Source organism: Methylocella tundrae, from assembly GCF_038024855.1.
Lineage (GTDB): Bacteria > Pseudomonadota > Alphaproteobacteria > Rhizobiales > Beijerinckiaceae > Methylocapsa > Methylocapsa tundrae.
Genome location: NZ_CP139089.1, coordinates 1926696 through 1938992 on the forward strand (window position 1 = coordinate 1926696; position 12297 = coordinate 1938992).

Sequence of the window (12297 nt, forward strand, 5' to 3'; positions counted from 1 at the left end):
GAAGCCTGAGGAGGGATGACCGAGCGAACGCTCTTGCTTGCTTGCGATTACGATAGTCCGCTCTCAGAGACAAGAACCAGGCCAGGCCACATGCAACCAAGCCTAGAAATATACTTCATAAGGGTTTAGTTACACTGCGGGCGTCACTCGCTTAAACCACGTCTTGCGCGTACGAAAGGCAATCGTGCGGCGGAGCCATAACGATCGAGGCCTTGTTTGGTTGCACAAGAAGCATCGCCGCCTTTTGACCAAATCCCGGGCTGAACGCGGCCCATTGCGAGGCGGGCCTTCTGCGAGGTAGCGCCGTCCGGTGCGCCCGCCTATGCTGTATTTTATCTCATTCCCAGATGTCGCAACCCATGTCGCCCATGCAAAGACCCGTCCAGGCCGGAGATCATGTTTTCCTGGTTGATGGATCATCCTTCGTTTTCCGCGCCTATTTCCAGTCGATTCGCCAGGATGCGAAATATAATTACCGCTCCGATGGATTGCCTACGGGCGCCCTTCGCCTGTTCTGCACGAAATTGTTTCAGTTCGTGCGGGATGGCGCGGCGGGCATCAAGCCGACTCATCTCGCGATCATTTTCGATAAGTCGGAGAACTCCTTCCGCAAGGAGATTTATCCGCCCTATAAAGGCAACCGCTCCGAGCCGCCCGAAGATCTCATCCCCCAGTTCCCGCTGATGCGCGCCGCCGTGCGCGCCTTCGGCCTGCCGCCGATCGAACAGGACCGTTTCGAGGCTGACGATCTCATCGCGACCTATGCCCGGCAGGCGAAGGAGCGCGGCGCGGATGTTCTCATCATTTCCGCCGACAAGGATCTGATGCAGCTCGTCGGGCCCGGCGTCTCAATGTATGATCCGGCCTCGGGCGAGGCCGGCGCCAAAGGCTCGCGCGAGGAGCGCCGCATCGGCTTCGAGGAAGTCTGCGCCTATTTCGGCGTGCCGCCTGAAAAAGTGATCGACGTTCAGGCGCTCGCCGGCGATTCGACCGACAATGTGCCGGGCGCGCGCGGCATCGGCCTTAAAACCGCGGCGCAGCTCATCAATGAATATGGCGACCTCGACTCTCTGCTGGCCGCCGCGGATAAGATCAAGCAGCCGAAGCGGCGCGAAATTCTGACCGATCCCGACAGTGTCGCGCTGATCAAGGTGTCGAAGCAGCTCGTTTCTCTTGTTTGCGACGCGCCGCTCGCGGTTCCTCTCGACGACCTCGGCCTCGAGCCGCCCGACGGCAAGACGCTGATCGCCTTCTTCAAAGCGCTGGAATTTACCACCATCACCAAGCGCGCCGCCGAAGCCTATGGCGTCGAGGCCGCGCTCATCGAGCCGGACCCCTCAGTCACTGGCGCCGCCGGCTGGCGCGGCCGCGACGGCGCGCCCCTCCCCGCTCCAGCCCAGCCCGGCGCCGAGGCGGCCGACCCCGCGCAACAGGCGCCTAAGCGTAACGCCCGCTATGGAGAACAGGCGCCGCAAAAAGCCATCGCGACTGGGCCGGGCGAGCTGGCGGCGGCGCGCGCGTCCAGCGCGCTTGCGGAAAAATTCGACGTCAAAAGCTATGAAACCATTATGAGCCTTGAGCGGCTCGACGCCGTCATCGCCGAAGCACTGGAGGGCGGCGTCGTCGCGGTCGATACGGAAACCTCGTCGCTCGATCCGATGCAGGCCGAACTCGTCGGCATCTCCCTTTGCGCCGCGCCGGGTCGCGCCTGCTACATCCCGCTGCGCCATAGGGGCGAGGGCGCCGGCGATCTTTTTGGCGGCGGCGATCTTGTGCCCGGCCAATTGCCGATGGACGAGGTTCTGGCGCGGCTGAAGCCGCTCCTGGAAGCGCCGGACATTCTGAAAATCGCACAAAACATGAAGTTCGACCGGCTGGTGTTTTTCCAGCGCGGCATCGACGTTGGCCCGGTCGAAGACACCATGCTGCTCTCCTATGTGCTCGACGCGGGCCGCACCGATCACGGCATGGATGTGCTCAGCGAAAAATACTTTGGCCATAAGCCGATCCAGTTCGGCGAGGTCGCGGGCTCGGGGCGCACCTTCATCGGCTTTGCAAGGGTCGCGATCGACAGGGCGAGCGAATATTCGGCCGAGGACGCCGATGTGACGCTGCGGCTGTGGCGCGTGTTGAAACCGCGCCTCGCGGCCGAGCGCATGAGCGCCGTCTACGAGACGCTGGAGCGTCCGATGATCGAGGTTTTGGCGCGCATGGAAAGACGCGGCATTTCGATCGACCGCGCAATTCTCTCAAGGCTTTCAGGCGAATTCGCGCAGGATATGGCGCGGCTCGAGGCCCTGATTTTCGAGCTCGCCGGCGAGAGCTTCAACCTCGGCTCGCCAAAGCAGCTCGGCGACATTCTATTCGGCAAGATGGGCCTGCCGGGCGCGCGGAAAACCGCGACCGGGGCATGGTCGACAGCGGCGGGCGTGCTCGAAGACCTCGCGGAACAAGGGAATGCGCTTGCCGCCCGCATTCTCGACTGGCGTCAGCTCTCCAAGCTGAAATCAACCTACACCGACGCTTTGCCGAGCTTCGTCAATCCTTCGACGGGCCGCGTGCATACCTCCTACGCGCTGGCGGCGACGACGACCGGGCGGCTCTCATCCTCCGAGCCGAATTTGCAAAATATTCCCGTGCGCAACGAAGCGGGACGGAAAATCCGCAAGGCTTTTATCGCAGCGCCGGGGCATAAGCTCATTTCGGCCGATTATTCCCAGATTGAATTGCGCCTCCTCGCGCATATCGCCGAGATACCGCAGCTGAAGGCCGCCTTCGCCGAAGGCCATGACATTCACGCGATGACCGCCTCCGAAATGTTCGGCGTGCCGATCGAGGGCATGCCGCCCGAAGTGCGCCGGCGCGCCAAGGCGATCAATTTCGGCATCATTTATGGCATCTCCGCTTTCGGCCTCGCCAATCAGCTGGCGATCCCGCGCGAGGAGGCGGGCGCTTATATCAAGCGCTATTTCGAACGCTTCCCCGGCATCAGGGCCTATATGGACGCGACGAAGAAATTTGCGCGCGAAAACGGTTATGTGACGACGATTTTCGGCCGCAAATGCCATTATCCGCGCATAACAGCCACAAATCCGTCGGAGCGCGCCTTCAATGAGCGCGCCGCGATCAACGCGCCGATTCAAGGGTCCGCCGCCGACATCATCCGCCGCGCCATGGCGCGCATGGACGCGGCGCTGGAGCGCGCGAAGCTCTCCGCGCAAATGCTGCTGCAGGTGCATGACGAACTGGTGTTCGAGGCGCCGGACGACGAGATCGACGCGACGATCGAGGTGGTGCGGAAAATCATGGTCGAGGCGCCGCATCCGGTGCTTCAACTCTCGGTCCCTCTGCAAGTCGACGCCAAGGCCGCGCAGAACTGGGACGAAGCGCATTGATTGCACAGGTCAAGTTCTGCTCAGAGCGGACCGGCTCAATCCTTTTAGATTTAAGGGGTGACGGATGACTGATGACCGATCTCCATCCGTTAAGGAAGAGCGGGACAACGTCTTTGTAGGCCGTTCCCATCTCGTAGTTCTAGGAGCTGGCGCTAGCAGGGCGGCTTTTCCCAATGGCGATAGGATCGGCAAAAAGCTGCCGTTGATGGCAGATTTTGTCGATACGCTGGGGCTTCGCCAATTGCTGACCGGTTGGGGCATTGATCCCGACAAGAATTTCGAGGACATTTTCAGCGAGATCTATGATGTAGGAGATCGAGACCGGATCGACGTGCTGCAAAGTCATGTTGAAGAATATTTCAGTGGTCTCGAAATCGGGGACGAGCCGACCATATACGACCATCTTCTTTTATCGCTGCGGCAGAAGGACTTCATTGCGACGTTCAACTGGGACCCGCTGCTTTTGCAAGCTTACCAGCGGAGCGGGTACGGATTGAGCCTGCCGCGCTTGATTTTTCTTCACGGCAACGTCGCGTCTGGTTACTGCCTGAAAGACCAAGTTGTCGGCAACGCAAATTCCAGGTGCAGTCGTTGTGGAGAGCCTTTCACGCGCGCGCCACTGCTTTATCCCATTAGCAGGAAGAACTACGCCGCAAACGATTTTATAGCGGCGGAGTGGCATACCTTCAAAGAGATATTAAAACATACCTTCATGGTGACAATCTTTGGTTACAGTGGTCCGAAATCCGATCAAGAAGCACTTTCTGCGATGGGCGGTGCCTGGGGTCCGGCAAAGGACCGGGAAATGGAACAGACCTGCTTCATCACGATCCAGAACGAAGATGAGGTGTTGGCGAATTTCGACAAGTTTGTTCATACTCACCACTACGAAATCAACTCCAACTTCTATGATTCCTGGATCGCACGACACCCGCGAAGAACCGGCGAGGCGTGGTGGAATCAATATCTGGAATGCAAATTCCTTCCGGACAATCCCGTCCCCAAGAACGCGACGTTCCCTGAATTGTGGGGTTGGCTCCAGCCGTTCAAGGAGCCAGAGCGCCTATTTGAGCTGAAAAAGACCAACAGTGATAGTTCTTAGTCGCGGTATATTGCTACTTCCCGCCCCCGGCCACCGTTGCGAGCCGAACGCCTTCGCGATCGCGGCGGCGCGCGCGGTTCTGGCCGCCTCCGCAGCCTCCGCGGCGCCCGTCGGCGCTTCGACGCCCCGGCAGGCCTTGAACGCAGCCTCTAACAGCTTCGCCTTGGGATAGGCCGCGCCCGCGCGCTCGCCGTAAACGCAATAATCGCAGGCGCAAACTTCCATCAGAAGCGCGGAAGAGTCCGGCGCGTCGAAGGCGCCGAGGCGCTCCAGCATCAGGGCGACGGGTCCGGCGCGCGCTTCCGAGGTCCGATGCACGCGCTCGCATTCCGCAGGCGCCTGAAGGGCGAGGTCGCGGCAGTCGCGCGGCGCCTTGAAACGATCGCAAATGGCCTTGATGCGCGGGTCGCCGCGGTCGATGTGCCGATAGTGAACCGGCAGATGTTCGGGCGGCGAATCGGCCTTGCCGACATCATGACAAACAGGGCGAAGCGCACCGGAAGAGGCTTATTGCGCCGCGCCGCCTCATTCAGCGCCCGCAAATTCGCGATCCATCGCGAAACAGTAAGGACATGTTCGCGACAATCATAGCGTAAAGCCGCCCTGTTCCCACCCAGATCAGCGGGGCGAAACTGGCTCACCCCTCATAAAACCCCTTCCCCGCCGCGGCGCGCGCGGAAAATTTCTCGCTCGGCCGATAAATCTCGCCGAGGCTGCGCCACTTCACTGAGCGTTCGACGATATTTTGAAGGCCGAGGTAATCGGCGTATTTAAGCGCGCCGCCGAGATAGCGCGGCAGGCCCAGGCCGAGAAGCAGGCACATATCCGCCTCGCCCGGGGAGCCGACGACGCCATCCTCAAAGCAGCGGGCGGTCTCAAGGATCAGCGGCAGCATCATGCGTTCGATGATTTCCGCATCCGTGATCGTCGTTTTGCCGCGCGGCTGCCCGGCGGCCAAAAGCTCCGGCGCGGCGGGATCGGAGTCCTTGCGCGGCCGGCCCTTCGGATCTCTGGTGTAGAGATAGAAGCCGCGGCCGTTCTTTTGGCCGAGGCGTCCATCGGCCTTCAGAATGTCGATGGCTGACGGATGCGAGGCCGCCATACGCTCCGGGAAGCCGGCCGATACGATCTCGACGACATGATGGGAAATATCGAGGCCGATGACGTCGATCAGATAGGCCGGCCCCATCGGCCAGCCAAATCCTTCCATGACGCGATCGATATGGTGGAAATCGACGCCGTCGCGGACGAGGTGCAGGAACGCGATGAGATAGGGCGTCAGCACGCGATTGACGACGAAGCCGGGGCAGTCCCCGACGACGATCGGCGTCTTGCCGAGGGCGTTGGCATAGCCAACGATGGTCGCGACGGCGGCTTCCGAGGTTTTCGGCCCGCGCACGACTTCGACGAGCGCCATCTTCGGAACCGGGTTGAAGAAATGCATGCCGATGAAATTTTCGGGATGCCGCAGGCCGTCCGCCAGATCGGCGATGCGCAAGGATGATGTGTTGGAGGCAAGGATCGTTTCGGCGGAGGCGATCCCCTCAATCTGCCGGAAGACCGCCGCCTTGATGTCGATGTTTTCGACGATTGCCTCGATCACGACATCGACGGAGCCAAAGCCGTCGAAGGTCAGGCTCGGCGTGATCGCGGCGGCGATCGCATCCGCCCGATCGAGAGAAAGCCTTCCCTGTTCGACCTGCTTGGCGAGCAGTTTTTGCGCTTCCGCCATGCCGGCGTCGAGCGCCTTGTCCGAAACATCCTTCAAGATCGTCGGCACGCCGCGCAATGCGCTCTGATAGGCGATGCCGGCGCCCATGACGCCGGCTCCGATAACGGCCGCCCGACGCACCGGCGCCGCGGACTTCGCGTATTGCTTGATGATTTTCTTGAGCGCCTGCTCGTTGATGAAAATATTGATGAGCGATGCCGCAGCCTGCGAGCGCGCCGTTCTCGCGAATTGCTCCGCCTCGAGGGCAAGGGCGGCGTCGCGATCGAGTCCGGCTGCAAGCTCCAGCAATTCGACGGCGTCATGCGCCGCCGGGTAATGCGGCAGGGCTCTCGCCGCGTTCACTTCGGCTCCGGCGAGGAAGTCATGGACGTTCTGCCCCTCGAAGGAGAGCGCCTTCGCCGCGTCGACGCGCCGCCGGCGCCATTCGGCGGGATTCGCGACAGCGTTCCTGAGCTGGGTCAGCGCCGCCTCGCGCAGATCCTCAGGGCTGGCCACCGCGTCGACGGCGCCTCGCGCGAGCGCCGCTTCCGGTGTCTGCTGGGCGCCGGAAATGATCCATTGCGCGCTTTCCGCGAGGCCGATCAGGCGGGGCAGCCGAACGGTGCCGCCATAGCCGGGAAAAATGCCGAGATGGACTTCCGGCTGGCCGATTTTCGCCGCGGAGGACATCACCCGATAGTCTGCGGCAAGGGCGACCTCGAACCCGCCGCCAAGGGCAAGGCCGTTGATGGCGGCGACGCTCGGCGCCGGCAGATCGCTCAGCGCCGTTATGATTTTGGCGTTGGCGGCGACGAAATCCGCGATCTCTTTCTCCTCGCGGCGGAAGATCTCGACAAATTCGAAAATGTCGGCGCCGACGATGAAGGCGTCCTTACCGCTTGAAATGAGCACGCCTTTGAGCCCGGGCGCGTGCGAGACGGCGCCGATCGCGCGCGCCAGCTCGCCAAAAGCCAGGCGATCGAGCTTGTTGACCGCCTCCCCCTTGCGCGCGAAGCGGAGTTCGACAAGGCCCTCGCCAAGCTCTTCAACCTGGATCGTCTCACCATCAAAAAGCATGTCTCACCTTGCAAGTTCATGTTGACGGCCGGGCAATGGCAGCCGGCTGGCCGGCGCATCCTTCCGACACTCGCATAGCACATTAGCCAGGACTGCAACTCTACGGAATCGACGCAATATTCTCGCCATCAACTGGCGTCATAATGCAAGGCCGCCGCGATCAGCGATTGCGTATAACTATGACGCGGATGCTCCAGAATCGCGCGCGCCGGACCCTGCTCAACAATGCGCCCGTCCTTCATGACGGCGATTTCGTCGGCCATGGCGCGGACCGCGGCAAGATCATGGCTGATCAGCACAAAGGCGAGGCCGTGCGCCGCCTGCAAATCCTGCAGGAGCCTCAATATCTCATATTGGACGGTCCGATCCAGCGCCGATGTCGGCTCGTCGAGCACGAGAAGACGGGGCCGCAAAATGATCGCGCGCGCGATGGCGATGCGCTGCCTCTGGCCGCCGGAGAAGGCGCGCGGCGGCAGGCGCCTGGCGTTCGGATCGAGCCGCACTTCCTCAAGCGCGGCCGCCGCCCTCTCGTCGCGCTCGCGGCAGGTGAGATTTGGCTCATGCACGCGCAATCCCTCAGTGACGATGTCGGCGACTCTCATCCGCGGCGACAGCGCCCCGTAAGGATCCTGAAACACCATCTGCATGGAGCGCCGCAGCGAACGCACTCCGGCGGCGTCGAGCGCGCCAAGATCGCGGCCCTCGAAACGAATGGTTCCGCTCGCGGGGACGAGCTTGAGCAGAGCCCTCGCAAGCGTCGATTTGCCTGAACCCGATTCGCCGACGATTCCAAGGGTGCGGCCTCGGCCGAGGCTGAGGCTGACGCCATCCACTGCCTTGATCTCTCTGGATTTGGCCAGCCAGCCGCCGCGCAGGCGGTAGACGACTTTGATGTTTTCCGCATGCAGAATTTCGGGCGCCGCTCCTTGCGGTCCAAGGCGCAAGACCGGCGCCGCGGACAGAAGCTCCTGCGTGACGCGGTGGCGCGGGCGCGCGAAAACCTCCCGCGCGGGGCCGCTCTCGACGATCGAGCCCGCGGCCATGACGTGAACGCTGCTGGCGAAGCGGCGCACAAGGCCAAGGTCATGGCTGATGAAAATCATCGCGAGCCCAAGCCTTTGCTGCAATTCAGCGAGAAGATCGAGGATGCGCGCGGCGACGGTCACGTCGAGCGCCGTCGTCGGCTCATCGGCGATCAGCACCTCCGGGTCGCAGGCAATCGCCATCGCTATGGCGACGCGCTGGCGCTGGCCGCCGGATAATTGATGCGGATAGGCGCGAAGCCGCAGCTTTGGCTCTTCAATGCCGACGAGCGCCAGCAACTCCTCCGCGCGCAAATTCGCCGCCCTGGCGGACAGTTCGGCCTGAAAGCGCAGAATCGCGACAATCTGCGAGCCGACCGAAAAGAGCGGATCGAGCGAAGACATGGGTTCCTGAAAAATCATCGCGATGCGGCGGCCGCGAATGGCGTTCAACCGCCTTTCGGAAAGGGCGAGCAGATTGACCCCGTCGAACATGACCGAGCCGGCAGCGACCGCGCCAGGCGGAAGAAGCTTTAGCGCGGCAAGGACGCTCTGGCTCTTGCCGGAGCCGGATTGGCCGACGATAGCCGCGACCTCGCCCCGGCGAAGCGAAAAACTGACATGATCGACGACCCGCCTCGCGCCATAGGCGACGCAAAGATCGCGAAATGCGAGGATCGGCGGCTGAGGGCTCATTCCGGCGCGTCTCCCGCCCTGAAATTGCCGGCAAACCTTTCTTCCAGCGACTGGCCGAGGCTCTGCAGGGCGCCGAGCGTCGCGCCGAGAAACGCCGCCGGAACTATCAGGAGATGGATCGCGCCCTGGATATTGCGGGCGCCGTCGGCAATCAGCACGCCCCAGCTCGCCATAGGCTCCTGCATGCCGAGCCCCAGAAAAGAGATGAAGCTTTCGAGCAGAATGACGCGCGGCACGAGCAGCGTCAGATAAGCGGTGATGGGTCCGGCGGCGTTGGGCAGAATATGGCGCCAGATGATGGCCGGCGCGCTCGCGCCCAGAGCTTGCGCCGCGATCACATATTCGCGGCGCTTGAGGGACAGCGTCTGGCCGCGCGCGATGCGCGCCATGTCGAGCCATTCGACCGCGCCGATCGCGACAAAGATGAGCACGAAATGGCGACCAAAGAGCATCACGAGAACGATGACGAAAAAGATGAAAGGCAGCGCGTAGATGATTTCAACGACGCGCATCATCACGGCGTCGATGCGCCCGCCCGCGTAGCCGGCGATGGCGCCATAGGCGACCCCGATGACGAGAGCGACAAAGGAGGCGAGCAGGCCGACGGCGAGCGAGACGCGGCCAGCGATCAGCGTTCGCGTCAGAAGATCGCGGCCATTGGCGTCGGTCCCGAACAGGAAGAGACTATGCCGCAACGGGATCTCGAGGCGCAGCTTTCGGCCATCGTCCTTGCTCTCGGCGACTTTGGGCCGGCCGAAAAGGTCCGAACTTGCAAAGACATCGAGAGTTTGCGGATCAACCCGCCGCCCGGCCTCCAGCAGGACGTCGAGCTGACCGCCGTTCTGTTGCATGGACGCGATATGGGCTCCCATGCGCTGAGCGAGGTCCTCGACCCCAAGGCGCGCCTCCTCGGCAGTCGGATGCGCCGAGAGCGACGGCGCGGCGAGAACATAATCAGGATAGACGCGATCGAAAGGATGTGGCGAAACGAGCGGGCCAAAGACGCAGCAAAACGCGATCAGCGCCAACAGTGCGAGGCTCCGCGGGATGCTCTTCGCCGTCGCGGCGTCGGAACGCAAAGATGGCAAAGCCTCGTTCATGGCGCGCGCGCGTCCGCGACTCTTGGATCGAGCCAGCTGTAGATCAGGTCGACGATCAGATTGAAAAAGATGACGAGCGCGGCGACGACGACGACCGTTCCCATGACAAGGGTGTAATCGCGGCCGAGCGCGCCATCGACGAAGTAGCGTCCCATGCCGGGAATGCCGAAAATGGTCTCGACGATCACCGAGCCGGTCAGGATATTGGCGGCGGCGAGGCCGAGATAGGAGAGCGTCGGCAAAATCGCGGCGCGGAGCGCGTGGGCGTAAATATGGCGCGCGGGCAGGCCAAAGGCGCGAAGCGTGCGGATATGCGGCTCGGCAAGGGCGTCGCGCAGCGCGGTCTGCATCAGCCGCGCGATGACCGCGATTTGCGGCAAGGCGAGAGTCGCGACGGGAAGCAGCTGATTTTGCCACGCCCCATCGTTCCAGCCGCCGACCGGCAGCGCATGCAGCGTGAGACCGAAGAAAAGTTGCAGAAGCGGCGCGACGACGAAGGGCGGCAGCACGACGCCGATGAGGGCGGCGACGTCGACCGCCCGCGCGCCAAGCTTTGCGCGCCAGCCGCCGCTCGATGCGCCTGCGATCCCGAGCGCGCCGCCGATCAAAAGCGCGGCGATCACGGCCTCCGCGCCGAGCCGCATCGAAATCGGCAACGCGTGCGCAAACAGCTCATTGACCGAAAAATCGCGCCAGTGAAAGCTCGGCCCGAAATCGCCGCGCGCAAGGCTTTGGAGATAAACGAGGAACTGTTGCGCAAGAGGCAGATCGAGCCTGTAGATATGGCGGAGATTTTGCGCGATCGCCGGATCAAGAGGCCGCGCGGAATCGAATGGACCGCCCGGCGCGAGCCGCATCAGAAAGAACGCCAGCGCGATGACGATGAACAAGGTCGCCAAAGCGCCACTGACGCGGGAGAGCGCGCGCCGGAGCATGGGTTAGCGGTTTCGGGATGGGTGTGGCGCGTTCTCTGGCGTCATGCTCTCTCTCTAGGCGCGCGGGCGTTAGCTTACGCGAGCTTAGCAGATGCGGGTCCAAGGCGTCACGGCTCTGCCGCGCCGCAAGGGAAAACGAGATCCAACGGATGAGCGCGGTCGAGGGATAAGGCGGTCTGCCCGCTTGCCCGCTTTTTGCTCCCGGCCCCAAAACCCTTCCCCCCGCCCGAAAAATCCTCTATTGGCCAGCGTTCGCGCCGCGCGGCGCTTTCCGCTCATGGTCCAACAGCCGATGTCAGACTCTTCGCCAACACGCATTGACCGCCGTTTCGCGGACCTCGCCAAAGAGGGCCGAGCCGCGCTCGCCGCATTCGTCATGGCGGGCGACCCGGATATTGCGACCAGTCTCGAGATTCTGAAGGCCCTTCCCAAGGCGGGCGCGGATGTGATCGAGGTCGGCATGCCATTCACGGACCCGATGGCCGACGGTCCCGCGATCCAGGCCGCGGGGCTGCGCGCTTTGGCGGCGGGAACGACGCTGATCAAAACCCTGCGCCTCGTCGCGGATTTCCGCGCCGGCGATCAAACAACGCCGATCGTCCTCATGGGCTATTACAATCCGATCTATGTCCACGGCGTCGAAGCATTCCTGCATGACGCGAAGATAGCCGGCGTCGACGGCCTCATCGTCGTCGACCTGCCGCCGGAGGAGGACGCCGAGCTGTGCCTGCCGGCGCTCAAAGCCGGGCTGAATTTCATCCGCCTCGCAACGCCGACGACCGACGCGGCGCGGCTGCCGGCGGTTCTCGCAAATACGTCCGGCTTTGTCTATTATGTCTCGATCACCGGCACGACAGGGGCCGCGACCCCCGATTTCAGTCAGACGGCGGCGGCGGTCGAGCGAATCAAGCGCCATACGAGCCTGCCGGTCGCGGTCGGCTTCGGCGTCAAGTCGGCGCAAACCGCCGCGGCGATCGCCGCCCATGCCGATGGCGTGGTTGTCGGCTCGGCCATCGTCGAGGCGCTGCGCGCCTCGCTCGACGCCGCGGGCAAAGCGACGCCCCGGACCGTCCCGGCGGTCGCGGAGCTTATCGCCGACATCGCAAAAGGCGTCCGTCAGGCCGCGCCGGCGAGAGCATAGGCCGGCCCGGTCAAAGCCGGTCAGCGTCACGTTTGCATATTTCTGTCGCAAACAGGCCCCGAAGCCCGTAAATAGGCGCCAGCCTTGGCCGGATCGACAGGCCGGGAACGCCAAGAGC

Annotated in this window: 8 protein-coding genes; 3 read left to right on the forward strand and 5 right to left on the reverse strand. The window is 63.0% G+C overall.

What is annotated here, in order from left to right; all coding sequences use genetic code 11:
- Positions 1-359 precede the first annotated feature (359 nt).
- A complete protein-coding gene (gene polA, locus SIN04_RS11280) occupies positions 360-3395 on the forward strand; it encodes a DNA polymerase I (RefSeq protein WP_134489211.1) in 3036 nt (1011 codons plus the stop codon).
- 64 nt (positions 3396-3459) lie between these two features.
- Positions 3460-4497: a hypothetical protein gene (locus SIN04_RS11285; protein ID WP_341264447.1), complete on the forward strand. Its 1038-nt coding sequence runs from the start codon at positions 3460-3462 to the stop codon at positions 4495-4497.
- Here the strand turns inward: SIN04_RS11285 and SIN04_RS11290 are convergent.
- From SIN04_RS11290 to SIN04_RS11310, 5 genes are all read right to left on the reverse strand, one after another.
- Positions 4459-4815 (reverse strand): hypothetical protein, encoded by a 357-nt coding sequence (locus tag SIN04_RS11290; RefSeq protein ID WP_134489215.1) that lies wholly within the window; start codon positions 4813-4815, stop codon positions 4459-4461. The genes SIN04_RS11285 and SIN04_RS11290 overlap by 39 nt on opposite strands.
- 319 nt (positions 4816-5134) lie before the next feature.
- A complete protein-coding gene (fadB, locus tag SIN04_RS11295) occupies positions 5135-7285 on the reverse strand; it encodes a fatty acid oxidation complex subunit alpha FadB (protein WP_134489217.1) in 2151 nt (716 codons plus the stop codon).
- A 128-nt stretch (positions 7286-7413) separates the two neighbouring features.
- Positions 7414-9003, reverse strand: coding sequence for an ABC transporter ATP-binding protein (locus tag SIN04_RS11300; RefSeq protein WP_134489219.1), 1590 nt, complete (start codon positions 9001-9003; stop codon positions 7414-7416).
- Positions 9000-10103 carry an ABC transporter permease gene (locus tag SIN04_RS11305; protein ID WP_134489221.1) on the reverse strand — a complete coding sequence of 368 codons (1104 nt, stop codon included), beginning with the start codon at positions 10101-10103 and terminating at the stop codon, positions 9000-9002. The genes SIN04_RS11300 and SIN04_RS11305 overlap by 4 nt, the downstream gene beginning before the upstream one ends.
- On the reverse strand, positions 10100-11038 hold the full coding sequence (locus SIN04_RS11310; RefSeq protein ID WP_134489223.1) for an ABC transporter permease subunit: 939 nt from the start codon (positions 11036-11038) through the stop codon (positions 10100-10102). The genes SIN04_RS11305 and SIN04_RS11310 overlap by 4 nt, the downstream gene beginning before the upstream one ends.
- A gap of 292 nt (positions 11039-11330) precedes the next feature.
- Between SIN04_RS11310 and trpA the strand changes: the two genes are divergently transcribed.
- Positions 11331-12179: a tryptophan synthase subunit alpha gene (trpA, locus tag SIN04_RS11315; protein WP_134489225.1), complete on the forward strand. Its 849-nt coding sequence runs from the start codon at positions 11331-11333 to the stop codon at positions 12177-12179.
- The last annotated feature ends 118 nt before the right edge of the window (positions 12180-12297 follow it).

Coding starts and splice junctions, on each gene's coding strand:
- SIN04_RS11300 (WP_134489219.1), bottom strand. CDS start 9,003: ATGAGCCCTCAGCCGCCGATCCTCGCATTTCGCGATCTTTGCGTCGCC.
- SIN04_RS11310 (WP_134489223.1), bottom strand. CDS start 11,038: ATGCTCCGGCGCGCGCTCTCCCGCGTCAGTGGCGCTTTGGCGACCTTG.
- fadB (WP_134489217.1), bottom strand. CDS start 7,285: ATGCTTTTTGATGGTGAGACGATCCAGGTTGAAGAGCTTGGCGAGGGC.
- SIN04_RS11285 (WP_341264447.1), top strand. CDS start 3,460: ATGACTGATGACCGATCTCCATCCGTTAAGGAAGAGCGGGACAACGTC.
- polA (WP_134489211.1), top strand. CDS start 360: ATGTCGCCCATGCAAAGACCCGTCCAGGCCGGAGATCATGTTTTCCTG.
- SIN04_RS11305 (WP_134489221.1), bottom strand. CDS start 10,103: ATGAACGAGGCTTTGCCATCTTTGCGTTCCGACGCCGCGACGGCGAAG.
- trpA (WP_134489225.1), top strand. CDS start 11,331: ATGTCAGACTCTTCGCCAACACGCATTGACCGCCGTTTCGCGGACCTC.